Raw genomic sequence first — 24,684 nt, forward strand, 5'->3', positions numbered from 1 at the left:
ATTTCCTGACCGCTTCTTTAAGCTTTTAACGATTTAATTTGTTTTCATGATGCTTTACCGATTCCATCTCAGCACGGTTTTGATTTTCATCATATTTACGTTGTTCTAATTTTGCTTTTTGTTTTAACTTTCTGTTCTTGCGATAATCTTTCGTCATATACCAGAATAAAATGCTTAGCAATAATGAAATAACCGCTAAAAAGCCTGCATATCCAAGTAAAGGTTGGTAAGTAATATCGTAAAAGTTAGGTAGTATAAACGCCACAATTGCTAATAATAAAAACGTAATGATCGGTGCAAAAAGAAATCTACCTAATGCTAATCCAAAGATTAACGAGATAACAAGCATCCCTACAATAGTGATTAATAGGAAGTTCGGAATTTCATAGAAGTTGATTGTATTTAATGTCATCATTTTATCACTCTCTTATCCTTTATCAATTTTAGAAAATACAAAATATAAAATACAAAACTTATTATACCCTATAATTATAAATATAAAATCAATATTCGGTAAATTTCTTATCATTTAAAGAAATCTTTAGAACTTTAGAAAAAAACTTAATATTTTACGAAAAACACTTTTGTTAAAAAGATTTCTAAAAATTCATAATAAAGCGTATAATAAAAATATTAACATCTATAATGGATGAATCTTTAATGACAAAAGGAGAATGTATATGAGTTTACCGAAAAGAAATGAAGTTCCAGTTGAACAAACTTGGGATTTATCTACATTATTTGACTCAAATGATGCATTTTATGTGCAACTTGAGAAAACAATCGCAAGAACGAAGCAATTCAATCAAGAATACGCAGGGACACTTTCTGATACTAGTAAGATTGAATCTGCTTTAGATAAATATGCTGCAATTAAAAAAGAACTGGATCACTTAGGCAGTTATGCTTCCTTATTGTTTAGTGTTGACCAGACAGATGATACTTCAGGCAAACTATACAGTAAATATGTGAATAGTTATGGTACGATTGCAAGCTTACTGTCTTTCGTAGAGTCAGAGATTCTTGCTATTGATACAGAAATTTTAAATAAATTAAAAGATGAAACTCCAGCGTATCAACGTTATCTGGAAAAGCTAATCGCGCGTAAACCGCATCAATTACATCCAGAAGTTGAAAAGACACTTGCATCTTTCTCACCAGTATTTAGCGCCCCTTATAACCTTTATGACACGACTAAGATGCTGGATATTGATTTCGGAACGTTTTCTGCGCATGGTAAAGAGATTCCGATGAGCTACGTTTCATTTGAAGGAGAACTGGAAGTTGATGCAGATACAGAAATTCGAAGAAATGCATTCAGAAAATTCTCTGATACGTTAAAAAAATATGAAAATACAACAGCAAAAACTTACGATATGGTCGTTCAACAGGAAAAAATCGAATCTGAACTACGTGGATATGATTCAGTGATTGATTATTTATTACAACCACAAGAGGTTACTCGTGAACTATATAATCGTCAAATCGATTTAATCACAACTGAACTAGCGCCACATATGCGCCGATATGCAAAGTTACTGCAAAAAGTTAATGGTTTAGAACAAATGAAATTTGAAGATTTAAAGGTTTCTTTAGATGATACCTTTGAACCAGAAATTACTGTAGAAGAATCTCGTGATTATATTAAAAAAGCGCTTTCGATTATGGGTGAAGATTATATGCAGATGGTAAATGATGCATATGACAAACGCCAGATTGACTTCGTACAGAATAAAGGGAAGTCAACTGGTGCATTCTGCGCAAGCCCGTATCAGGTGAATCCGTTTATCTTAATTTCATGGACTTCAAAGATGACAGAAGTATTTGTGCTGGCACATGAATTAGGTCATGCCGGTCACTTCCATCTTGCTCACCAAAATACAAATATATTTGATGAAAGCTGCTCTTTATATTTTGTTGAAGCCCCAAGCACAATGAACGAGATGCTGATGGCAAATTATTTATTGGCCGAATCCGATGATCCAAAATTTAAACGTTGGGTAATCGCTTCGATTATATCACGTACTTATTATCACAATTTTGTAACACATTTATTAGAAGCAGCTTATCAGCGTGAAGTTTATCTATTAGTAGATAAAGGTGAATCCATGACTGCTGATATATTAAATGGTATTAAACGTAAAGTGATCGAAGATTTCTGGGGAGAAGCAGTAGAAATCACTGAAGGTGCTGAACTGACTTGGATGCGACAACCCCATTATTATATGGGCTTATATCCGTATACATATTCTGCTGGTTTAACAATTTCAACAATTATGTCGCAACGCATTCTTAAAGAAGGTGAACCAGCTGTACAGGAATGGACAGAAGTACTTAAGAGAGGTGGTTCATTACCACCAGTTGAACTTGCAAAGATGGCTGGTATCGACCTTACTACTGATGCTCCGCTTAAAGAAACGATTGCTTATATCGGTTCATTAATTGATGAACTGGAAAAGTTAACTGAAGAAATTGAACAGCACAAATAAAACAACAAACGCATAATACAGCCATTGTATTATGCGTTTGTTTGATTAAATATTAAATAATGAGGTGTTTATATGAATATTAATGGTAAAGTTGTCATTATAACTGGTGCTGCAAAAGGTATCGGTAAACATATCGCAGATACATTTAGACACAATAAGGCCATCGTCTGTGATATTGATATCCAGCCAGGATGTTATTTTCAGGGCGATATATCAGATACAAATGTAATTGATGCATTCATTCAGCAGGTTATCAGTGAGCATAAGAAAATTGACTATATTATCAATAATGCACTTCCTATTATGAAAGGCATCAATGATTGTACGATAGAAGAATTTAACCACGCGTTACAAGTTGGTGTCTCTGCACCATTTTATATTGTTCAGCAATCCCTACCCTATCTAAATGATAATGCTGCTATTGTAAATATCTCATCATCAAGAGCACTGATGAGTCAACCACAAACAGAAAGCTATTCCGCTGCCAAAGGTGGCATCAGTGCATTAACACATGCCTTAGCTGTAAGTTTAAGAGAACAAGCACGCGTCAATGCGATATTACCTGGATGGATCGACACGACAAATAGTGAATTTTCTGGCAGCAATAACTTACAACATCCTGCCGGTCGCGTCGGAGTACCGAATGATGTTACACAACTGGCACTTTATTTATGTAGTGATAATGCAACATTTATTACAGGACAGGAATTTGTCGTTGATGGTGGTATGACTAAACAAATGATTTATCATAATGACCAAGGATGGTATTATGATAAATAAAACCAACATTGCCAGATACTTTAAGTAAGTATCCGGCAATGTTGGTTTTGATTATATGAACTTATTATTCAACCGCTTTAATTTTATCCGCTTCAATCACGATGCGTTTGTTTTTATATAAGCGGCCAATCGCACGTTTAAAACTACCTTTACTCATGTTAAAGACTTCTTTTATCGCTTCAGGATCTGACTTATCAGAGAATGGCAGTTCACCACCGTATTCTTCTAATAACTTTAAGATTTGCTCTGAATCATCATCTAAGCGCTCATGTGCAAGTGGTAAAAATGAACCATTTAAAGTTCCATCTTCTTTATGTCCGATAATTCGTACTTCTACTGCTTCACCAAGTCTAGGTTCACTTCTACGTTCTGATTCGTGAACGAATATTTTGTAACCCTCTTTAGATAAAAGAAACGTTCCGATACGTAATAAACGGTATGGATGTGCTGTGATCGTCTTGTGTAACAGCTCTTCTGGTGCTGGTGTAAACATGGCATCGACCATCGTTTCACTTGCTAAACGTCCATATAACTGATCATTTCTGTCTACACGAAGACAAGCAAATACTTCATCTCCCGCTTCCGGCCAAACTTCTTTTACTTTCGGTAGATCTTCCCACGGAATAACGATTTCACGTGGGATACCGATATCTACCGTAACCCCGTCTCTATCTTTCTTAATCACTTTTACCCAGTCATAGCGGTCAGTTGAAATATCGGGAATATTTTGAGTTGCAAATAAATCTCCAGTACGACCTGGATATACAAAGAAAGAATAATCCTCGCCAATTTCTAATTCATCATCTTCTAATACTTCTGATTGATTTAACTTTACGACTTCACTATTCGGTCCAAGTAAGTAATACGTAGACCCTTCTAATCGATCGACGCGTAAAAAGTCGATACTACCTGATAATTGTTTGTTCTCCATATGTCTCTCCTTTAGGTTAAATACCTATTTCAATAAATCATTATAGCACATTTTCACCCATTCGTCAGAATTAACAGTATAATAGAACTATCTGTGTAAGTAAGAAATCAGTAATATCTATTTCTTATCAAACTATGATATAATCTTACTGATTATAAATTAAAGGAGACCACTCAATGTTACAAGTATCTAATGTTAGTTTACGATTCGGTGATAGAAAATTATTTGAAGATGTAAACATAAAGTTCACACCCGGAAACTGCTACGGTTTAATCGGAGCAAACGGTGCAGGAAAATCTACTTTCCTAAAAATTCTTTCAGGTGAGCTTGACTCTCAATCAGGTCATGTTTCATTAGGAAAAGACGAACGATTATCAATATTAAAACAGGACCACTTCGCTTATGAAGATGAACGTGTACTTGATGTTGTACTTCGTGGTAATGAAAAGCTTTGGAATGTCATGAAAGAAAAGAATGAAATCTATATGAAACCAGACTTCAGTGATGAAGATGGTATGCGTGCAGCCGAACTTGAAGGTGAGTTTGGTGAAATGGGCGGCTGGACTGCTGAAAGTGATGCACAAGTATTATTGTCTGGTCTTGGCATCAAAGATGATCTACACGAAAAGAAAATGTCTGAACTTGAAAATAACCAGAAAGTTAAGATTCTTTTAGCACAAGCATTATTTGGTGAGCCAGATGTATTATTACTCGATGAGCCTACCAACGGTTTAGATATTCCTGCAATCAGCTGGTTAGAGGAATTCTTGATTAACTTTGAAAACACAGTAATCGTTGTATCACATGACCGTCATTTCTTAAATAACGTATGTACGCATATTGCTGATTTAGACTACGGTAAAATTAAAATTTATGTTGGGAACTATGACTTCTGGTATCAATCAAGTCAGTTAGCACAACAAATGCTACAAGACTCTAATAAGAAAAAAGAAGAAAAGATTAAAGAATTACAGGACTTCGTTGCACGATTCTCAGCAAATGCTTCTAAATCTAAACAAGCAACAAGCCGTAAGAAAATGTTAGAAAAGATTGAATTAGATGATATCCAGCCTTCTAGCCGTAAATATCCTTTCGTTAACTTTAAACCAGAACGTGAAATTGGTAATGAGTTACTACAAGTTCAAGGTTTAACTAAAACTATCGATGGCGTAAAAGTTATTGATAACTTATCATTTACGATGAATCCAAACGATAAAGCAGTACTAGTCGGTGATTCTGAAATTGCTAAGACTACCCTACTTCGTATTTTAGCTGGTGAGATGGAACCGGATGAAGGTTCTTACAAATGGGGTGTGACAACGTCACAAAGTTATTTACCGAAAGATAACTCAGAATTCTTTGAAGGTAAAAATATCGACTTAGTAGAATGGTTACGTCAATATGCACCGCCTGAAGAACAAACGGAAACTTTCTTACGCGGATTCTTAGGTCGCATGTTATTCTCTGGTGAAGAAGTACGTAAAAAAGCAACTGTATTATCAGGAGGAGAAAAAGTAAGATGTATGTTAAGTAAGATGATGTTATCATCAGCAAACGTATTATTACTTGATGAGCCAACAAACCATTTAGACTTAGAAAGTATCACTTCTGTCAATGATGGTTTAAAGGCATTTAAAGGTTCACTGATCTTTACTTCTCATGACTTTGAGTTCATTAACACAATTTCCAATCGTGTTATTGACTTAAATGCAAACCTTTCTAAAGAAATTACTTATGAAGAATACTTAAAAGAACAAGGTGTACTTAAATAAATATTTTCTTGCGTGTATTCATTTTATGAATACACGTTTTTTGGATTTTAAGTATTGTTAAATAAACTATTATTTTTAAATTTTCTCAAAACACTTTACAATTTCAAAATCTTTCTGTAGTATATTAAATATCAATTAAATAAATGTAACAGATGAGGCGCATCGATCATGAGTAAGTAATGGTAATTCTGCAAATGAATTACTGAAAGGGTGAGATGCCGAAATATAGTATTGATTGCAGTGAATGCTATGTTGGATCCACAGGTTAAGAGCTATGGATTTGTCATTATTGAAAAATAATGGAGTGCATCGCTTGTATATAAATTCAACAAGTCCAGATGTCTCTGGGCTTGTTTTTTTGTTGGTGATGACCTCTTGCAGGAGGCAAAAAATTGATAACAGAAAACAGTATTCAGACAGAAGAAAAAGCAAGTAATATCAAAGTATTAAAATTTGGCGGAAGTTCTGTTGCTGATTTTAATAAGATTAAGGCCGTTGCTGATTATCTTAAAAAGCGTGTTGAACAAAAGGAAAAACTCGTCGTCGTTGTTTCAGCGATGGGAAAGACAACGGATGCACTACTCAAAAATGTAGCGTCACTTACAGAACGTCCAAAAGAAAGTGCACTAGCTATGTTATTAACCACAGGTGAGCAGCAAACCATCGCTTATCTTTCAATCATATTAAATGATTTATCAGTAGAATCCGTTGCTTTAACGGGAGCGCAGGCTGGAATACGCACTGAAGGTCATCATCTAAAAAGTAAGATTCAGTCTATTAACACGACTAAATTACAGGAACTATTTAAGACAAAAGATATTATTATTGTAGCTGGCTTTCAAGGTATCAATCATGAAGATGAGTTAACGACACTTGGTCGTGGTGGAAGTGATACAACAGCAGTAGCACTTGCAGCATCACTTCAATCATCATGTGAAATATATTCTGACGTAATAGGAATATTTGGTACCGACCCGAGAGTATATCCAGAAACAATGAAGATGGACTATGTAAGTTTTGAAGAAATGATGGAACTGTCATCGCTCGGAGCTGGCGTACTTGAAACACGATGTATTGAAATCGCTTATAATAACAATACTAAAATATATACCGGAAAAACTTTATCCGAAGAGAAAGGAACATGGATTGTGCCAAATGAACAAATCATTGAAAGAAAAGCAGTAACAGGAATTGCATTAGATGAAGATATGAATTACGTAACTTTATCTTATCCAATGCACGATACAAAAGTATTAACCTCTCTTTACGAATTATTAGAACAAAATCAGATCAATATCGATATGATTTCTCAGACAGTAAATATCGATGGTATGCAGTTATCATTTACAATGAAAAATACAGAACAATATCAGATTAAAGCAATTATTGATCAGTTAACTGCATCATACCCTGCCCTACTCCATGAAATTAAAGATAACTATGCGAAAGTATCGATCATCGGTTCAGGTATGCGTGATTTGTCTGGTGTCGCGTCAAAAGTATTTATGTCTTTAATCGAGGAGCAAATTGCTTACTATCAGGTATCGACAAGTGAAATCAGTATTTCATTAGTAGTAGATGCTGGAAATGCAAAGCAAGCAGTACAAATATTATGTGAAAAATTTAATGTTTAATTTTTATTTTTATTTATTTAATTTTTATTAAAACACTTTAACTCATTAAAGAAAATGCGTAACATAGAAGTAAATAATTAATTATAAGGAGTGTTTGAAATGTATAAAATCGCAGTCGTAGGTGCAACTGGTTTAGTCGGTCAAAAAATGTTAGAAGTACTCGAAAGAAGATCAATCCCATTTAATGAACTTACATTATTTACTTCAGCAAGATCTGCAAATAAAGAAGTTGTTTATCAAGGTAAAACGTATATTACAGAAGAATTAACAGAAGAAAAAGCGAATGAAAAGTATGATTTTGTATTAATGAGTGCAGGAGGTAGCACGAGCTTAAAGTTCTCTCCTCTGTTTGAACAAGCAGGAAGCATTGTTATAGATAATTCAAGTGCATATAGAATGGAAGAAGGTATTGATTTAATCGTACCGGAAGTGAATAGCCCACAATTAAACAGAAAGATTATCGCAAATCCAAACTGTTCAACGATTCAGTCAGTCGTCCCTTTAAAACCGCTTCAAGATAAATATGGTTTAAAGCGTGTAGCATATACAACTTATCAGGCGGTGTCTGGTAGCGGTGTTGCCGGAAGAAACGATTTAATCAATGGCGCTAAAGGTGAGGCACCAAAGAACTACCCTCACCCTATTTACAATAATGTATTACCACATATCGATGTATTTTTAGAAAGTGGCTATACAAAAGAAGAACAGAAGATGATTGATGAAACAAAGAAAATATTAAATTTACCGGATCTAAAAGTTACTGCAACATGTGTACGTGTTCCTGTGCAGGATTCACATTCTGTTGCTATCAATGTAACTTTAGAGCAACCAGCAACAGTACAGGATTTACGTCATCTATTTGAACAAACAGAAGGTGTTGTCCTTATCGATGACGTTGCGAATAATGAATACCCTTTAGCCATTAATACAACGGGTAAAGATGAAGTATTTGTAGGAAGAATTAGAGAAGATGATACGCTAGATAATTCATTCCATATTTGGTGTACAGCAGATAACTTACTAAAAGGCGCAGCACTTAATGCTGTTCAAATTTTAGAACAGATTCATTTGAACAATCATAAATAGTAAATACGAATAGTAAATAATAAATAGCTATCGAAAAAATGCACAATAATCATCATAAATTAACAAGGAGTGTTCATATGACACAAGTTCAATTTAAAGGTACTGCAGTAGCAATAACAACCCCTTTTATCAATTCACAAGTAGATTATGAGACTTTCGAACGTCATGTTAATTTTCTTATCGATAATGATATTCAGGCAATATTTGTTAATGGTACGACAGGAGAAGGTTCAACATTAGCAGAAGAAGAAAAATTAAAACTCGTTGAAATCGCTGTACGTAATTCAAATCAACGTGTTCCGATTATCGTAGGTACTGGAACAAATAATACGCAGGCAAGCATTGATCATTCTTTAAAAGTAAAATCACTTGGAGCAGATGGTATTATGCTCATTACACCATACTATAATAAAACAAACCAAAGAGGTTTAATTGAACACTTTACTACTATTGCTAACGCTGTTGAATTACCTGTTGTACTATATAATGTACCAGCAAGAACGAATATGACGATTGAACCAGAAACGGTTGAAGTATTAGCACAAAATCCATATATCTATGCTTTAAAAGATGCAACACATGATCTTGACTATACTGCAAATATTAAATCAATTATCCCTGATGATTTTATGCTTTATAGTGGTAATGACGATATTGTCGTACCATTCTATAAAGCCGGTGGAGATGGCGTTATTTCAGTAATCGCAAATGCAATACCAAAAGAATTTCAGGAAGTTTATACAACATTTAATAATGACCCTGCCCTGGCAACAGAAAAGTTCAATACAATTGCACCTTTACTTAATGCACTAGAAGTTGACATCAACCCAATGCCGATTAAAGCACTCGTTACGCATATCGGATACGCAAATGGTGAAGTACGTTTACCGCTCGTACCTTTATTAGATGAAGAACAGCAGCACATTAGTGATGTTTATGACAACTTTAGAAGTCAGGTGATCTAATTGAAAATTTTACTAGCAGGTTTTGGAGCAATGAACGAACGTGTTGCTAAATTAGCATTAGATAAAGGACATGAAATTACGGGAATCATTTTGTCACGAACGACAGAGCGACAGCTTCCCTACCCAATCTATTATGTGGATGATAAATTCCCTGAAGCGGATGTGATTATTGATTTCTCCAATCCGGAAATTACACTGCCACTCATTCAGAGCAAACATAATATACCTTTAGTCATTGCCACAACCGGAGAAAAAGAAGCAATAATCGATGCATTGAAAATTAAAGCACAATATACGCCTACTTTCTTTAGTGCAAATATGAGTTATGGCGTGCATATCTTAACTGAACTCATCCAATACGCAGTCCCATTATTAAAAGAATATGATATTGAACTGATTGAGCGCCATCATAACAAAAAAGTTGATGGTCCGAGCGGTACACTCGTTAAACTACTCGATGCAATTCAGGAGAAAAGATCTTTATATCCTGTCACAGACCGTACATTAGAAGATACAGCAAGAGCTCATGATGACGTTGGTATCAGCGTAGTACGTGGTGGTACGATTACTGGTGAACATGAAGTGCTTTTTGCAGGCATTGATGAAACAATACAGATTATACACCGTGCACAAAGTAAAGATATCTTTGCAAATGGTGCCATCGAAGTCGCTGAGCAACTCATCAATAAGCAAAATGGATATTATACATTTGAAAATTTATCATAAAGAATATTTATAAAAAAGTTAAAAATATATCAATAAATTATCTTAAAGGAGATTATTATGAGAGACTTATCAGCACAAGAAATTGTTCAATACATTAGTGATTCAAAGAAACAAACACCGGTAAAAGTATACGCAAACGGAAATTTTGAAGATGTTGCATTCCCTAAAACGTTAAAAGTATTCGGATGTGTCCAGTCAAAAACAATATTCGGAGATTTAGCGGACTTTCAAGCTTTTTATAATGAGAATCAATCAATATTCAGTGAAATCGAAGTTGAATATGACCGACGTAACTCAGCAATTCCATTAATTGATCAACGAAATGTTAATGCACGTATTGAACCAGGTGCTTTTATCCGTGAACATGCTGTCATCGAAGATAACGCTGTTATTATGATGGGTGCTACAATTAATATTGGCGCAGTTGTCGGGGAAGGTACGATGATTGATATGAATGCTGTGCTAGGAGGTCGTGCTACGACTGGTAAAAATGTTCATGTAGGTGCAGGCGCTGTTCTGGCAGGCGTGATCGAGCCTCCTAGTGCACAACCAGTAATTATTGAAGATGATGTATTGATCGGTGCAAATGCCGTAATTTTAGAAGGTGTACGTGTTGGTCGTGGTGCTGTCGTTGCAGCGGGCGCTATCGTTACTGAAGATGTTCCTGCAGGTAGCGTTGTTGCTGGAACACCTGCACGTGTAATTAAGCAGGCTTCTGAAGTTGAAGGTTCTAAAATTGAAATCGTAAGTGCTTTAAGACAATTAAATCAATAATACATAGGCTGATACATGTATCAGCCTTTCATTCTACTATAGAAAGGTGACACAATGATAAATCTAGATAACATTATCAGTACGCGACGTACATTACATCAGTATCCTGAACTAGGCCTGAAAGAACATCATACAACAACATATATTATTAAAAGAATACAATCGCTTGGCATTGAATTCTTTACCCCTCTTGATACAGGAGTTATTGCAATCATCAGGGGATCTTCAAACGAAACAATCGCGTTTCGTGCTGATATTGACGCACTGCCGATTGAAGAACAAAACGATATTGAATACAAATCTACTGTGCCGAATGTTATGCACGCATGTGGCCATGATGGTCATACGACGATGTTACTATCATTAATGGAAGAAGTATACGCAATGCGTCAGAAAACACCATTAAAACATAATATTATGTTCATATTTCAACCGTCGGAAGAAGCAAATGCTGGTGCTAATTTACTGATACAAAACTTTAATTTTGAAGCATATAATATAAAAGCGATATACGGTATCCATATGATGCCTGATCATCTCGAAGGAGAAATGATTTACAGAAGTCATGAAATTACAGCCAGTGCAACTGAATATCGATTCTTTATTAATGGTAAAAGTGCACATGTTGCAAATAAAGAACAAGGCCATGCTGCAAGCAACGCTTTAATTCAAGTCTTAAATCAAGTTAGTACACTCCAGCAGTTCTATTTACCAGGACTAGAACGTAATATTATTCACATCGGAAAGTTTAATGCAGGTGAAGCGATTAATACTGTACCTTCCAATGGATATTTAGAAGGTACAATCAGAACATATCGTTCAGCTGATTTAAATATTATCCAGCAGCAAATGGAACACATTGCACAAGCCGTATCATTAACAACACATTGTGAGGTCAATGTCGAATTTTCTGAAGGATATCCTCCAACAATCAACGATTCATCTCTTGAAGACAAAGTTGTACAAAGTATTGCACAATCTAATCTTGTCGCTGTAAAAAAAGATGTACCCTATTTATTCGGAGAAGATTTCTCTTTCTATAGCAGCCTAGCTCCAACTTACTTTGTATTTCTCGGTTGCAGAAATGAACAAAAAGGCTATGTACATGGTTTACATCATAATCAATTTAACTTTGATGAAACAGTATTACTGAACGGCATTTACTATTACTTATCATTAATTAGAGGTTACGAAAATGAGTGCTAAATGGGAAATTAATCAAACACAGTTTACGGAAAACATCAAACAGGTCATTAAAGATAATCCAATAATTGCTGTCGTTAAAAATAATGCTTATAATTATGGTCTTGAATTTACGTTAGATTGCATGACAGCTTGTGGTATTAATTATTTCAGTACGACAAGCTTAGAAGAAGCAATTGCTATTCGTAACTATAATAATACATGTAGTATCTTCCTAATGAATCCAGTCACGGATTTCGAAAGTTTAAGACGATATAAAATTGAAATGACACTGCCATCAACACAATTTTTTGAGCAATACAGCGATGAACTTTATGGCATCCCACTTCATATGGAATTTGAGAATTTGTTACATCGTTCAGGTTTTAAATCAATTGCTGAAATGAAGGAAACATTAGTAATAATTAAAGCACAATATCCTGATATTGATATTAAAGGATTGTGGACACATTTTGGATATGCCGATGAATTCAAAGTTACAGATTATGAAACTGAAAAGAAGGACTGGTTGGACGTAGTAAACACTCTGGCTCCGCTCCATTCATTTGAAGTCATACATGCACAAAACAGTGCAAGCTACGTACGTGAAGATGGTCTATTATCACTACATACACATTTACGACTTGGTATCATTCTTTATGGCTCTCGTCCCTATTCGAGTTTACCGGAAACTATAACCAGACAATCATTACGTATATCAAGTCATGTTATACAGATTCGTGAAATAAAATCTGGGCAGTCCGCTGGCTATAGTTTCGCATTTACTGCTAAAAAAGATACACGATTAGCAGTTGTGGCTATTGGTTACGGTAACGGTATTTTAAGAACACGTGCAAAGCATGACTGCCTGATTAATAACAGACGTTATCCTATTAAAGCGCTGATGATGAGTCATATGTTTGTTGAAGTCGATGAACACGTACAACCGGATGATATCGTATATTTATATCACGAACAGATGCGTATCGATGAATATACATTTTTAGGTGTGGGTGCTAATTCTGAACAGCTTTCTGCACTCAATCATAAAACACTATTACTGGAGGTTACACAGTGAATTTAACAAGAGAACAAGGCGTACTAACAATACACGGCCATTCATTACTAGATATAAAAGAACAATATGGTACACCTTTATTCGTATATGACGAATCATTAATCCGTAATCAATGCAGACGTTTCCATGAAGCATTACAAGCTTCAGGATTAACTTATACGATTTCATATGCATCAAAAGCATTTACATCTATTCAGTTATTTAAACTGATGCAGGAAGAACATATGGGATTAGATGTCGTATCAGAAGGAGAACTTTATTCTGCCCTTACAGCTCAATTTGATCCGCAAAGAATCCATTTCCACGGTAACAATAAGACAGATCATGAAATTGTATATGCGATTGAAGCGGGTGTTGAATACTTTGTGATTGATGCAATTGATGAAATTGAACGCATCAATACTATCGCTAAACGTAAGAATAGTACTGTTAAAGCTGTATTACGCGTAAATCCAGGTGTAGAAGCACATACACATGAATTTATCCAGACTGGACAAGAAGATAGTAAATTTGGTTTAAGTATTAAACACGGACTTGCATTACAGGGCATAAAGCACATTCAGGAAGCAAGCCATATTGACTTTTATGGTATACATTTTCATATTGGCTCTCAAATATTCGAATCAACTGGAACGATAGAAACAATACAAATCGTTATTCATTGGTTAAAAGAAAATAATATTGAAATTAAAGTTTTAAATATCGGGGGTGGATTCAGTATAAAATATATATCTGAAGATATCAGTTATCCTATTGAAGATGGTATTAAAGCCATAACTGAGACGTTAATTGATACATGTAACAAAATTGATTATAAAATACCAGAAATCTCTTTAGAACCAGGACGCTCAATCGTCGGTGAAGCTGGGATAACACTTTATGAGGTTGGAACTGTAAAGTCAATACCTGAAACAAATAAATATATATCTATCGATGGTGGTATGAGCGATCATATCAGGACTGCACTTTATGATGCACAATATGAACTCGAATTAGTAGATCGTGAAGAAAATCAAACTGAAAATGTAACTGTAGCAGGAAAGTTATGCGAATCTGGTGATATTATCGCACGTAATACCGCCCTACCCGTTTCAACGAAGCGTGGTGATACATTATGTGTGAAATCAACAGGCGCTTATCATTATTCAATGTCATCTAATTATAATCAGATGCTTAAGCCTGCTGTTGTCTTTGTTTCAGAACAAGGGGTACGTGAAGTCATTAAAAGACAGTCACTTAAACATTTAATTGCTAACGAAGTACAATAAAATAAGTAAAAGAAAGACACCCTGGAAAAACCAGGGTGTCTTTCTAACGTTCATATATAATTTATTGCATTAAAATTATAATTTTACAACGTTTGCAGCTTGTGGTCCACGATCGCCCTCAACCACTTCGAATTCTACTGCTTGTCCTTCTTCTAATGATTTGTATCCTTCTTGATTAATCGCTGAGAAGTGAACGAATACGTCGTTTTCTCCTTCGATTTCGATGAATCCAAATCCTTTTTCTGCGTTAAACCATTTAACTGTACCTTGTTTCATAATTAGAAACCTCCACACTATATTAATTCAATATGTGATTATTCACATATTACAAAATAAATAAAAAAGTGAATAAATATATTTACTTTGTAATATGGAATAATCATATTGCTATAAATAATTATAAAATACCGATAATCATAAATCAATACAATATTCTGTAAATTTAAACACTTTACAAATTTTACTTTACTGTAATAATAAAAAAATTTTAATTATCTTTTTTATCATTTATATAGTATTTATTATTATTTCAACGATATTGATATATTTCCCCATTATCAAGAAATAAAACACTATGAAAAATTTGAACATCATCATCGCAATCTTCACAGAATTCGATTTCACAATTGTTATAAAAAGCATGTATATCATACTTTCCAACTAATTCATTGCAAAAATGCTGTCTTAACATTACTAATTGCTCATTATAATAGCTTTTTGCTTCAGATAATTGTGAAAAACTTTTTATTTCGGTAGCTTTCTCTCGATAATCTTCAAACAGCCACCATCCTTCATAATCTGCTCTTATTGTTATGATTTCATACATCTTTTTCACCCCATTAAAAAGATTATCTTCTGTTTATTTCATATTTTCAAGTAAATCACCTTACAAATGCGATTTATTAGGTGTTTTGAGTCTTTTTACATATAATAGTGATAAGAGGTGAAGTATGATGAAAACAATACAAATTAAAGTTTTTGGACGTGTACAAGGTGTGGGATTTCGTTACTTCACAGCGCAACATGCGAAAGATAATAATATCACTGGCACGGTTCAGAATGTAGATGATTATGTTGAGATTTATGCAACTGGAGAAAATTCAGACTTAGATACTTTTACAGACAAAGTTATTCGTGGTGCTTCTCCAATGTCTCGCGTACAATCTTATGAGATTAATGATATACCAGAGCAACAATTTAAACAGTTTAAAACGATATAATATATTTAAAGGAAATGATGAGATGAAATACAATGCATCGTATATTTTTGGTGCGATATTTGCAGTACCAATCGCACTATTGACAGGGTTTATCAGCATGAATTTTTTTCAGTTTGATATGTGGCTTGATTCACTTGTTATGGCTGGTGGTTATCTAGGTGCATTCTTACCTATCCAGATGACGACTGGTAATAAATATTTAAAAGAGATGGGTGTTACAAAACAAGACTATAAATATATCAGACAGCAGATGAAGATTGCTGAACCAAAGATCAAACAATTATTAGTTCAATATAAAAAAGTACGTTCTGTAACTGATTTTCGCAATGTAAATGAAATTAATAAACTCGCACGCACAATTTATAAATCAGTGCAAAAAGATCCTAAGAAGTTTTTTAAAGTTGATAGCTTCTTTTTTTCTCATTTAGATAATACAGTAAATTTATTAGATCAGTTTTTATATTTATCAAGAATGCCGCATAAGACAGCTGAAGATAAGCAGTTGCTTTATAATGCGCGTTTAACACTTGAAGAATTAAAAAGAACTTTGCAGGCAGACTTAAAAGCATTAAATTCAAGTGACTATGAACAGATGAAAGTCGAAATCGATCTCGCTTCTATTCAGAAGTCCGGGCATCAAATACCGATTCAAAGTGACAATGCAAAAAGTGAGAATATAAATCATACTACAAACAAACAGCAGGCTTTAGATTATGAGGAACGTGTGCCTGTTAATTTTAAACGTTCTAAACAATATGCACATGTAAACGAAAGGAAAGATATAAATGAATGAAAACGAGTTACTTAATGATTTAACGGCAAATCCATTTGAAAGCAATGCAGTGTTACAACCGGAACAAAAGAAAAATAATTTAACTACATATCAAACTGAAACCCTTTCTCCTGAAAAACGCGAAAAAATCAACCAGATTAAAAATCAGATTAAACCTCTCGATAATGAAAATTTATTGTTATATGGCGCAAGTGCACAACAAAAACTTTCTACATTTTCTCATCAAATATTAGATGAAGTACAAAAAAAAGATGTAGGTTCAATTGGTGACAGCCTTGATCAATTAATGAAAAAATTAAAAGAAGTTGATCCAGATGAAATTTCACAAGTCGAAAAAAGTAAGTTTAAAAAATTATTTAAACGCGTTTCTAAATCAGTCAATGAGTTAATTTCTAGATATCAGTCGGTTTCAGGACAAATCGATCGTATATCAGTACAGCTTCAAAATTCTAAAGATGTATTATTAAGAGATGTACATATGTTAGACCGCTTATATGAAGAAAACAAAGCATATTTTGAAGCTTTAGATATGTTTATCATCGCTGCTGAAGAAAAACGTGAAGAAATTCAGACCGTAATGCTTCCTGAGTTAGAGCAACGTGCATTAGCATCAAATGATCAGATGATTGTACAAGATGTTAATGATCTTAGACATTACCTTAATCGTTTAGACAAACGTATCTATGATTTGAAATTATCACGTCAAATCACTTTACAATCTGCCCCACAAATTAGAATGATTCAGGATGTCAATCAAACACTAGCCGAGAAAATTCAAAGTTCAATTCTAACAAGTATTCCATTATGGAAAAATCAGATGGCAATCGCCATGAGTTTATTACATCAGCAGAAAGCATCTAAAGCACAACAACAGGTTACGAATACAACGAACGAACTACTGCTTAAAAATTCAGAAATGCTTAAGATGAATACAATACGAACAGCAGAAGAAAACGAACGTGGCATTGTAGAATTAGATACTTTAAAAACCACACAACAAAACATCGTTGATACGATACGTGAAACCTTAACTATTCAACAACAAGGTAGTGAAAAACGACGTGCAGCTGAAATAGAACTTGGCAAAATGGAACAGGATTTAAAACAACAATTACTCCAATTACAACAGGATCAACAAAAACGTAATTATTAAATAAAGAGACCTAAGACGTTAATTCAAACGTCTTAGGTCTTCATTTATTTATATGCAATTTTAGTTTGTCTTAATCCTAATACATAACCGATGATATATCCAACTACAGCGAATATTAGCCATTCCATTGATTGTGCTTTTAAAGGTAATGCGTTCATAAAAGGTAATATCTTAAATTGCGAACTCAGTACAGATAAAACAGAAACAATCGTTACTAATATAATCGGAATTTGAAATGCTAATAATGGTGTTGGTACAAATTTTGCGACTAACATAATTAACACTAAGGTCATCGCTATAGGATACAAGATTAATAATACAGGAATTGATTTTTCAATTACTGCTTTTAATCCTTGGTTCGCTAATATAAAACTAAATAATGTAAAAGTAATTGCATATGTTTTATAAGATATTTTCGGGAATATTTCATTGAAATATTCACTTACAGCAACAACTAAACCTGTTGAAGTTGTTAAACAAGCTAAGCTCACTATGATGCCAATTAACAGCTTACCGAAAGTACCGAATGTATCATGTGCAACGTGCGTTAAAATATATGTACCTAAATCTAATTCATTTTTCTTAATTTCTGAAAGTTGTGCAGCTGATAAATGATAGTGACTACCAATCCATCCTAAAGTTAAGTAAATGAAACCTAATGCAATCGCAGCAATGATGCCTGCTAATACCGTTTGTTTAAATAAACCAGTTTCTTTTGTAATACCTTTATCTTTAATCGCATTAATAACAATTACTGAGAATGCAATCGCTGCAATTGCATCCATTGTTTGATATCCACTAGTAAACCCGCTAAAGAAACTTGTATTTAAATTCGTATAAACATCAGCTTGCTCCTTCACTGGTGAAGTACCAAATAATGAGAAGATACTTACCACAACTAAAGCAATAATAGAAATCAGTAATAGTGGTGTTAAGATTGCTCCTACTCTATCTACCATTTTAGATGGATTTATCGCTAACCATAATGTAATTCCAAAGAAAATAATTGTAAAAATCAATAAAGACATAGCAGATGGTGCTTTTAAAAATGGTAACACAGCCATTTCGTAAGATGTTGCACCTGTTCTCGGAATAGCAAATAATGGTCCAATCGTTAAATATACTGCTGACAGAAATAAGATTCCGAATACCGGATTAATTCTATGAAGTACACCTTTATAACCTGATTCATCTAAAGATCCGACGATAATACCAAGTAAAGGTAAGCCTACCCCTGTTAAAATAAAACCAAAAATTGCCGGCCAGAAAAATTGACCACTGGCAAAACCTAAATTCGGCGGAAAAATTAAATTACCCGCTCCAAAAAATATTGCAAATAACATAAAACCTACAACCCAAGTATTCTTATTCATGGGATGACCTCCTTACTTTAATGTTAATTATAGTATCACTTTAAACGCATAAAGTCTACAACTTTTCTGAAAATTTAAAAAAAATACACACACCATTTAAATGTGTGTGTAATTAATCTAAAATTGTTTCATACTTTGGAGTAATAAAGTTTTAAGAAGCGGTTGAATCACACTTGGCAACTTTTCTACACCTTCCACAAAGATGCAGTAATCATTATAAATATTTTTTATTGTTGCCATCGTATTTTCGTCGATTTTTGTCTGGCTTAAGAAAATATTGATGACATATATATTTTCTTTTCGCAGCGCAACTACCGCATCATGGGTATCTATAATACCATTCGATTCATAATCAAATGCTGATGGCTCACCATCTGAGAATACGATTAAAAATTTTTGTTTTTCCTGACGTGCTTTTAACATATTGCCAGCTATCCGAATCGCTAAACCATCCCGATTATCCTCACCTGTCTTATAACTCACTACATTTGGAGAATATTGATTTTGTAAGGAATTTTGGTAAGTAATGATTTGTTCTAAAATATTTGGCTGAATATTTTTATCCGCTTCAAACCCATCTTCAGAGAAAGCCATAATTTCATGTCTTATCGATAATTGTTGTAATGTCTCATGAAACAAGACGATACCCTTTTTTGTTTCTTCCAGTTTATCTTCCATGCTATAAGAAGCATCAATTAATAACATAAACGTTGCATCTAATTTATAGGATTTCTGATCTTCTTTATAAAATACGCGTTTGCGATCATCTAAAAACCATTGTGTAAGGTTACGACTTAATTTTCCTTTACTCAAACCTTGACGCTTTGCGCTGACCTCATGATCGACGCTTTTGTTAATCACGTTGACCAATGTTTTTATCTCTTTTAATACATCCTCTTTATATGCATTATATATTGTCAGACTTTTATCATCTTGCACAGTTTCTTTCCAAATTATCTTTGTATTGATGTTCTCTTCCCCGACGATGTCACTAATATCATTACCTTCTGCGTCTGTCTGAGGCGGTTTTGTCTTACCTTTCCCCATCATCATCTCAGTAATGTCATCACTTGCGTCACCTTCACGCTCATTTTCTTTTATATTATTACTGTTCGAACCTTCTGTTACTTCAGTCTCAAGATAAGCACCACTCTTTGTTTCTGTATCACGTTGTTTTGTCTGTACTGACTCTGATTCATCCATTTCTGCTACGTCTTGTTTCGCTTTATCTAAATTTGCTTTTTTAATAGCTTTAGCATTCATATATGCTAATTTCGGGATATGGTAATAGGCGTTTAACATATCTTTCGTTAAATTTGGTTCAATTAATAGCATAAGTCTTATTGCAAGATTTGCACTATCTTCAGTATTTTTTAAGTCATAAAATGATTGTAAGGCAAGCTGAATGCTATATTCAAGTTCCGTAAAAAACATTGTCTGAAAAGAAAGGATATTATCTGTCAGTAATGCATGTTCAATTTGTAAAAATAATTCATCAGTGGGCATCGCCTTTGTCTGATAAAATTTAATCTGGCTTTCATTCTCTTTTAACTTTGCTCGAATGCGTATATCAAAAAATTTCTTTGTGAAAGGTCTTTCTTCACTGATTAAATGCATTAATCTAAATTCATCAATCATCATAAAGAGCTGCTGAAAGAAGCTTTTAACTCGAAATGACTCTTCAAGTACATCTTCTACAATGTCTAAATCCGTGTACTCAAACCCAATAGCATGTAATATTGTGTCACTCTTTAATAATTTCATTTCTTCTTCACGTTCTCTATGTTTCCATTTGAATGCTACATTAATCGTATTTTCAGCAAGGTCAAAATAAGCAAACTTCTGAAAGTTTACTTTCACCGTCTCATCTTCACGTAATAATTGGGCTAAGTCAGTCAAAGTCATTATTAATGATGGATCGACGCGCTCATCATTAAATAATATAAATTTTTCACTCATTAAAAATTCAGTTCCATTGCATTGATAATCGCATTTTGTTCTCGCTCATCATCCAACTTATCAATGATTGCACGTTTCGCTGCACGTTCAATCGGCATTACTTGTATTAAATCACAGAAATCAAGCAAAGCACGGACTGAACTTGCTTCTTCACTAATTTGACCTTGACTCGCCATCGTTACTAAATCCTGATTAAACTTTATAATCTGATCAATTATCTTGGTATCTTGTAATGTCGTCTGTTCTACTATAACTTGTTTTAAGACATCACCACTTATATAGTGAAGATCTAAAACGACAAATCTATTTTTTAATGCTTCGTTCATTGGTAATGTACCTACATAACCAACATTTATCGCTGCAATAACTTTAAAATTATCATGTGCTTTAATCACTTCTCCAGTAAATGGATTCGTTATTGTTCTACGAAAATCAAGCACACCGTTTAAAATAGGTAACGTTTCAGGTTTAGCCATATTAATTTCATCAATGTATAATATGTTACCTTCACGCATTGCTTCAATAACTGGTCCATCCACGAATACGATTCGAGATTCACCATTGCTATTTTCGATTGTTTTATAACCTAATAAACTCTCTGCATCTAAGTCTACCGAACAGTTAATACTATTCATCTTCTGATCCATATCAACACTCAAAGTTTCTGCTAATTTCGTTTTACCAGAACCAGTTGGCCCCTTTAATAATACATTTTTACTTAAATTTAGCATTGCCAGAGCGTCCTCGTATATCGTTACATCGCTATTTTGATATTTTTGCATGATCTTACTCCTTTTCAAAATAAAAAGAGGCAATATTTTGCCCCTTTATTGTTTAACCTTATTATACATGATTGTACTAATATTTTGTTATAAACTGTTTTTACGAAATTGTCACAAAAAGTATTATAAATATAATACTTTACCAGTATTTACTTTCTGTACTAATAAAATTCTTAAATTTCTTCAAAATATTCTTTATAATATCCGCCAACTTTACCACTATTGTCTCGTATATGATAATATTCTTCTGTTTCATTGACCACATCATAAACTTGACCGACAGTAAGCATATCGTTTACTTTATATTTTTTAGCATCAACATTAACAACTTTAACTTGTTTGATTGCAGCTTTATCTTGCCATTCTTCATGTAACATATTAACAACCCCATATCTTTAATTTGTTTGTATTGGTTTTAATGCGCTTTCAATTTCATTTCTACGTGCTTCTAAAAATGGTGGTAAACTCAAACGTTCACCTAAAGCATCAACTGGTTCATCAGATGCAAATCCAGGACCATCTGTTGCAAGTTCAAATAATATACCAGAAATATCTCTGAAATATAAAGATTTAAAATAATATCGATCAACTATCCCTGAGTTTGGAATATTACCAGTATTTAATTTATTTAAAGCAGCTTGTAATTTTAACGCTTCACTAACTCTAAATGCGACATGATGAACACCACCATATCCTTGCTCTGTCTGACCAGTACGTTTTAAAAGATGTACTTCACCGCCGTTACCACCGTCACCCATTGAAAATACATGTACTGTATCTAAAGAGTCACTATGTTCGTATTCTCCGGTACGTTCCATACCTAATATTTGTGTCAAAACGGATGCTGTAACAAGCGTATGTTCTACAGCAAGTAAAACGGGTCCTAATCCTAAAATCTGATGAACACTTTCTACAGGACTATGTGGATTAGGTTTCCCCATCGGAATACCAGTATTCAATTCATCTGAAATCAAATAAATTAAGCGATCATCGAAATCATAGAAAGGTAGTGCATGTTTGCCGTTTATTTTAATAACCGCATCATATTTAATCTGCATTTCATCAAAACGCTGTTTAAAATAATAAAGACTATAATCTGTTGGTACACGCAATGAAAAGGCATAAATATCATTTGTGCCACGTAAATTTTTTGGTGCATCTTTAAAATCAAAGAAAGTCACATCTGTACCTGGACTACCTTCATTATCAGCAAAAAACAGATGATATGTATCGACTGCATCTTGATTAACTGTCTTTTTAACAAGCTTTAATCCTAAAACTTTATGATAAAAGTCATAACACTTTTGTGCATCACTCGTAATGGCAGTGACGTGATGTAATCCTAATAAATCCATGATTTCTCCTCCAAATATAAAAAAACAGTAACTTATACTTATTATAACGTGTATAAGTTACTGGGTAAATTATTTATAACAAATTAGCTTTCTAATAATAAATCTTCAGGATTTTCGATTAATTCTTTAACAGTTTTCAAGAAACCTACAGCTTCCTTACCATCGATAATTCTGTGATCATAACTTAATGCGACATACATCATCGGACGATTTTCCATACGTTCTTTATCAATTGCAATTGGACGTGTCACGATAGAGTGCATACCTAAAATAGCAGCTTGCGTACCATTGATAATAGGCGTAGACATTAATGAACCGAATACACCACCGTTAGTGATTGTAAATGATCCACCCATCATATCATCTAATCCTAATTTTTTATCACGTGCTTTAATTGCTAAATCATAGATAGAACCTTCGATTTCAGCAAAGTTCTTCTTATCACAATCACGTACAACAGGTACTACTAAACCTTCGTCAGTAGATACAGCAACACCGATATCATAGAATTGTTTTAAGATTAAATCGTCTCCATCAATTTCAGCATTAACAGCAGGATATTTTTTAAGTGCTGCTACCACTGCTTTTGTAAAGAATGACATGAAACCTAAACGTGTACCGTCATGATTTTCCTGGAATGCATCTTTTTTACGTTTACGTAAATCCATAACATTTGTCATATCGATTTCGTTAAACGTAGTAAGCATTGCAGTATTCTGAGAAACTTCTAATAATTTATTAGCAATCGTTTTTCTTCTGCGACTCATTTTTTCACGAATTACAGGTTTCGCAAGATTTTCAGGTTTTGCAGGTTTTTCCTGTGCTGGAGCTGCTGGTTTTTCAGCTTGAACAGGTGCATTAACTGCATTTTGTACATCATGACTTCTGATTAATCCTTTAGGATCGCGAGGATTAATAGAAGCTAAATCAATGCCATGCTCACGTGCATACTTTCTAGCAGATGGTGTTGCTACAATACGTCCGCTTTTTTCATTAGATGTTATAGGCTCAGATGATTCCAGAGCATTTTTAGAAGTTTCAGCTGATTGTACTGTTTCTTCTGTTTTTTCAGAAGTTGCTGGAGCAGCATCAGGTGATTTATTTTCTGCTGGTGCTGATGTTGCCCCACCTTCACCAACGATTGCGATGACTGATCCAACTTCAACTGTATCTCCTTCTTGTGCTTTTATTTCTGTAATAACACCTGCTTCTTCAGAAATAACTTCTACGTTAACTTTATCTGTTTCAAGCTCAACGATATTTTCGCCTTTTTCAACTGTATCTCCAACTTGTTTAAACCAAGTTGATACTGTACCTTCTGTAATAGATTCTGCTAATTCTGGAACTCTGATTTCTGCCACTTT

Annotated in this window: 24 protein-coding genes and 1 riboswitch; of the genes, 14 read left to right on the forward strand and 10 right to left on the reverse strand. The window is 33.9% G+C overall.

Annotated elements, in window-relative coordinates:
* Window positions 1-25: 25 nt before the first annotated feature.
* The gene (locus JJJ02_RS05105) at window positions 26-415 is read right to left on the reverse strand and encodes a hypothetical protein (protein WP_239242974.1); all 390 of its coding nucleotides are present in this window, start codon (window positions 413-415) and stop codon (window positions 26-28) included.
* Window positions 416-674: 259 nt separating this feature from the next.
* Here JJJ02_RS05105 and pepF point away from each other — a divergent pair, with 259 nt between their 5' ends.
* On the forward strand, window positions 675-2,489 hold the full coding sequence (gene pepF, locus JJJ02_RS05110) for an oligoendopeptidase F (protein ID WP_240837785.1): 1,815 nt from the start codon (window positions 675-677) through the stop codon (window positions 2,487-2,489).
* A 72-nt stretch (window positions 2,490-2,561) separates the two neighbouring features.
* Window positions 2,562-3,269, forward strand: coding sequence for an SDR family oxidoreductase (locus JJJ02_RS05115; RefSeq protein WP_240837786.1), 708 nt, complete (start codon window positions 2,562-2,564; stop codon window positions 3,267-3,269).
* A 64-nt stretch (window positions 3,270-3,333) separates the two neighbouring features.
* Here the strand turns inward: JJJ02_RS05115 and JJJ02_RS05120 are convergent, their stop codons facing one another.
* Window positions 3,334-4,200 carry a CvfB family protein gene (locus JJJ02_RS05120; RefSeq protein ID WP_096076522.1) on the reverse strand — a complete coding sequence of 289 codons (867 nt, stop codon included), beginning with the start codon at window positions 4,198-4,200 and terminating at the stop codon, window positions 3,334-3,336.
* 176 nt (window positions 4,201-4,376) lie between these two features.
* Between JJJ02_RS05120 and JJJ02_RS05125 the strand changes: the two genes are divergently transcribed.
* The 9 genes from JJJ02_RS05125 (at window position 4,377) to lysA (ending at window position 14,685) form a co-directional block, all read left to right on the forward strand.
* On the forward strand, window positions 4,377-5,972 hold the full coding sequence (locus tag JJJ02_RS05125; protein ID WP_240837787.1) for an ABC-F family ATP-binding cassette domain-containing protein: 1,596 nt from the start codon (window positions 4,377-4,379) through the stop codon (window positions 5,970-5,972).
* 144 nt (window positions 5,973-6,116) lie between these two features.
* Window positions 6,117-6,290: riboswitch (Lysine riboswitch) on the forward strand.
* 77 nt (window positions 6,291-6,367) lie between these two features.
* Window positions 6,368-7,606, forward strand: a complete 1,239-nt coding sequence (locus JJJ02_RS05130) for an aspartate kinase (RefSeq protein WP_240837908.1) — start codon at window positions 6,368-6,370, stop codon at window positions 7,604-7,606.
* Window positions 7,607-7,705: 99 nt separating this feature from the next.
* A complete protein-coding gene (locus tag JJJ02_RS05135) occupies window positions 7,706-8,692 on the forward strand; it encodes an aspartate-semialdehyde dehydrogenase (protein WP_240837795.1) in 987 nt (328 codons plus the stop codon).
* A 77-nt stretch (window positions 8,693-8,769) separates the two neighbouring features.
* Entirely contained in the window at window positions 8,770-9,657 is an 888-nt protein-coding gene (dapA, locus tag JJJ02_RS05140) for a 4-hydroxy-tetrahydrodipicolinate synthase (protein WP_240837797.1), read from the forward strand.
* Window positions 9,658-10,383, forward strand: a complete 726-nt coding sequence (dapB, locus tag JJJ02_RS05145) for a 4-hydroxy-tetrahydrodipicolinate reductase (RefSeq protein ID WP_240837799.1) — start codon at window positions 9,658-9,660, stop codon at window positions 10,381-10,383.
* A gap of 57 nt (window positions 10,384-10,440) precedes the next feature.
* Window positions 10,441-11,157 carry a 2,3,4,5-tetrahydropyridine-2,6-dicarboxylate N-acetyltransferase gene (dapD, locus tag JJJ02_RS05150; RefSeq protein ID WP_255724800.1) on the forward strand — a complete coding sequence of 239 codons (717 nt, stop codon included), beginning with the start codon at window positions 10,441-10,443 and terminating at the stop codon, window positions 11,155-11,157.
* A gap of 54 nt (window positions 11,158-11,211) precedes the next feature.
* Window positions 11,212-12,363, forward strand: a complete 1,152-nt coding sequence (locus JJJ02_RS05155; RefSeq protein WP_240837801.1) for a M20 metallopeptidase family protein — start codon at window positions 11,212-11,214, stop codon at window positions 12,361-12,363.
* Complete coding sequence (locus JJJ02_RS05160; protein WP_240837803.1) at window positions 12,353-13,417, forward strand: alanine racemase; 1,065 nt, start codon at window positions 12,353-12,355, stop codon at window positions 13,415-13,417. The genes JJJ02_RS05155 and JJJ02_RS05160 overlap by 11 nt, the downstream gene beginning before the upstream one ends.
* Window positions 13,414-14,685, forward strand: coding sequence for a diaminopimelate decarboxylase (gene lysA, locus JJJ02_RS05165; protein ID WP_240837805.1), 1,272 nt, complete (start codon window positions 13,414-13,416; stop codon window positions 14,683-14,685). The genes JJJ02_RS05160 and lysA overlap by 4 nt, the downstream gene beginning before the upstream one ends.
* A 75-nt stretch (window positions 14,686-14,760) precedes the next feature.
* Here lysA and cspA read toward each other — a convergent pair whose 3' ends face one another.
* Together cspA and JJJ02_RS05175 are read right to left on the reverse strand one after the other, a co-directional pair.
* Entirely contained in the window at window positions 14,761-14,961 is a 201-nt protein-coding gene (gene cspA, locus JJJ02_RS05170; protein WP_016912585.1) for a cold shock protein CspA, read from the reverse strand.
* 253 nt (window positions 14,962-15,214) lie between these two features.
* On the reverse strand, window positions 15,215-15,511 hold the full coding sequence (locus tag JJJ02_RS05175; RefSeq protein WP_099578084.1) for a DUF1033 family protein: 297 nt from the start codon (window positions 15,509-15,511) through the stop codon (window positions 15,215-15,217).
* A gap of 127 nt (window positions 15,512-15,638) precedes the next feature.
* Here JJJ02_RS05175 and JJJ02_RS05180 point away from each other — a divergent pair, with 127 nt between their 5' ends.
* Genes JJJ02_RS05180 through JJJ02_RS05190 form a run of 3 tightly spaced genes read left to right on the forward strand, consistent with a single transcriptional unit; the run spans window position 15,639 to window position 17,851 of the window.
* Window positions 15,639-15,905 (forward strand): acylphosphatase, encoded by a 267-nt coding sequence (locus JJJ02_RS05180; RefSeq protein ID WP_111715526.1) that lies wholly within the window; start codon window positions 15,639-15,641, stop codon window positions 15,903-15,905.
* Between the two features lie 22 nt (window positions 15,906-15,927).
* Window positions 15,928-16,698, forward strand: coding sequence for a 5-bromo-4-chloroindolyl phosphate hydrolysis family protein (locus JJJ02_RS05185; protein ID WP_240837807.1), 771 nt, complete (start codon window positions 15,928-15,930; stop codon window positions 16,696-16,698).
* Entirely contained in the window at window positions 16,691-17,851 is a 1,161-nt protein-coding gene (locus JJJ02_RS05190) for a toxic anion resistance protein (protein ID WP_240837809.1), read from the forward strand. The genes JJJ02_RS05185 and JJJ02_RS05190 overlap by 8 nt, the downstream gene beginning before the upstream one ends.
* 44 nt (window positions 17,852-17,895) lie before the next feature.
* On the opposite strand, the gene brnQ is transcribed toward JJJ02_RS05190, so the two are convergent.
* The 6 genes from brnQ to odhB form a co-directional block, all read right to left on the reverse strand.
* The gene (gene brnQ / locus JJJ02_RS05195) at window positions 17,896-19,224 is read right to left on the reverse strand and encodes a branched-chain amino acid transport system II carrier protein (protein WP_240837811.1); all 1,329 of its coding nucleotides are present in this window, start codon (window positions 19,222-19,224) and stop codon (window positions 17,896-17,898) included.
* Window positions 19,225-19,341: 117 nt separating this feature from the next.
* The gene (locus JJJ02_RS05200) at window positions 19,342-21,183 is read right to left on the reverse strand and encodes a vWA domain-containing protein (RefSeq protein ID WP_240837813.1); all 1,842 of its coding nucleotides are present in this window, start codon (window positions 21,181-21,183) and stop codon (window positions 19,342-19,344) included.
* Window positions 21,183-21,965 carry an ATP-binding protein gene (locus JJJ02_RS05205; protein WP_111714936.1) on the reverse strand — a complete coding sequence of 261 codons (783 nt, stop codon included), beginning with the start codon at window positions 21,963-21,965 and terminating at the stop codon, window positions 21,183-21,185. The genes JJJ02_RS05200 and JJJ02_RS05205 overlap by 1 nt, the downstream gene beginning before the upstream one ends.
* 173 nt (window positions 21,966-22,138) lie before the next feature.
* Window positions 22,139-22,342, reverse strand: coding sequence for a DUF6501 family protein (locus tag JJJ02_RS05210; RefSeq protein ID WP_111714937.1), 204 nt, complete (start codon window positions 22,340-22,342; stop codon window positions 22,139-22,141).
* A gap of 18 nt (window positions 22,343-22,360) precedes the next feature.
* Window positions 22,361-23,320, reverse strand: a complete 960-nt coding sequence (locus tag JJJ02_RS05215; protein ID WP_240837815.1) for a ring-cleaving dioxygenase — start codon at window positions 23,318-23,320, stop codon at window positions 22,361-22,363.
* 83 nt (window positions 23,321-23,403) lie between these two features.
* Window positions 23,404-24,681 carry a 2-oxoglutarate dehydrogenase complex dihydrolipoyllysine-residue succinyltransferase gene (odhB, locus tag JJJ02_RS05220; protein ID WP_240837818.1) on the reverse strand — a complete coding sequence of 426 codons (1,278 nt, stop codon included), beginning with the start codon at window positions 24,679-24,681 and terminating at the stop codon, window positions 23,404-23,406.
* Window positions 24,682-24,684: the final 3 nt, after the last annotated feature.

It is taken from the genome of Macrococcus sp. PK (genome assembly GCF_022501545.1).
GTDB classification, from domain to species: Bacteria; Bacillota; Bacilli; order Staphylococcales; family Staphylococcaceae; genus Macrococcoides; species Macrococcoides epidermidis.

Coding starts and splice junctions, on each gene's coding strand:
- pepF (WP_240837785.1), top strand. CDS start 675: ATGTATATGAGTTTACCGAAAAGAAATGAAGTTCCAGTTGAACAAACT.
- brnQ (WP_240837811.1), bottom strand. CDS start 19,224: ATGAATAAGAATACTTGGGTTGTAGGTTTTATGTTATTTGCAATATTT.
- JJJ02_RS05160 (WP_240837803.1), top strand. CDS start 12,353: ATGAGTGCTAAATGGGAAATTAATCAAACACAGTTTACGGAAAACATC.
- JJJ02_RS05155 (WP_240837801.1), top strand. CDS start 11,212: ATGATAAATCTAGATAACATTATCAGTACGCGACGTACATTACATCAG.
- JJJ02_RS05120 (WP_096076522.1), bottom strand. CDS start 4,200: ATGGAGAACAAACAATTATCAGGTAGTATCGACTTTTTACGCGTCGAT.
- JJJ02_RS05180 (WP_111715526.1), top strand. CDS start 15,639: ATGAAAACAATACAAATTAAAGTTTTTGGACGTGTACAAGGTGTGGGA.
- JJJ02_RS05210 (WP_111714937.1), bottom strand. CDS start 22,342: ATGTTACATGAAGAATGGCAAGATAAAGCTGCAATCAAACAAGTTAAA.
- dapD (WP_255724800.1), top strand. CDS start 10,441: ATGAGAGACTTATCAGCACAAGAAATTGTTCAATACATTAGTGATTCA.
- JJJ02_RS05125 (WP_240837787.1), top strand. CDS start 4,377: ATGTTACAAGTATCTAATGTTAGTTTACGATTCGGTGATAGAAAATTA.
- JJJ02_RS05105 (WP_239242974.1), bottom strand. CDS start 415: ATGATGACATTAAATACAATCAACTTCTATGAAATTCCGAACTTCCTA.
- JJJ02_RS05135 (WP_240837795.1), top strand. CDS start 7,706: ATGTATAAAATCGCAGTCGTAGGTGCAACTGGTTTAGTCGGTCAAAAA.
- JJJ02_RS05185 (WP_240837807.1), top strand. CDS start 15,928: ATGAAATACAATGCATCGTATATTTTTGGTGCGATATTTGCAGTACCA.
- JJJ02_RS05200 (WP_240837813.1), bottom strand. CDS start 21,183: ATGAGTGAAAAATTTATATTATTTAATGATGAGCGCGTCGATCCATCA.
- dapA (WP_240837797.1), top strand. CDS start 8,770: ATGACACAAGTTCAATTTAAAGGTACTGCAGTAGCAATAACAACCCCT.
- JJJ02_RS05115 (WP_240837786.1), top strand. CDS start 2,562: ATGAATATTAATGGTAAAGTTGTCATTATAACTGGTGCTGCAAAAGGT.
- JJJ02_RS05175 (WP_099578084.1), bottom strand. CDS start 15,511: ATGTATGAAATCATAACAATAAGAGCAGATTATGAAGGATGGTGGCTG.
- JJJ02_RS05215 (WP_240837815.1), bottom strand. CDS start 23,320: ATGGATTTATTAGGATTACATCACGTCACTGCCATTACGAGTGATGCA.
- JJJ02_RS05190 (WP_240837809.1), top strand. CDS start 16,691: ATGAATGAAAACGAGTTACTTAATGATTTAACGGCAAATCCATTTGAA.
- JJJ02_RS05205 (WP_111714936.1), bottom strand. CDS start 21,965: ATGCAAAAATATCAAAATAGCGATGTAACGATATACGAGGACGCTCTG.
- cspA (WP_016912585.1), bottom strand. CDS start 14,961: ATGAAACAAGGTACAGTTAAATGGTTTAACGCAGAAAAAGGATTTGGA.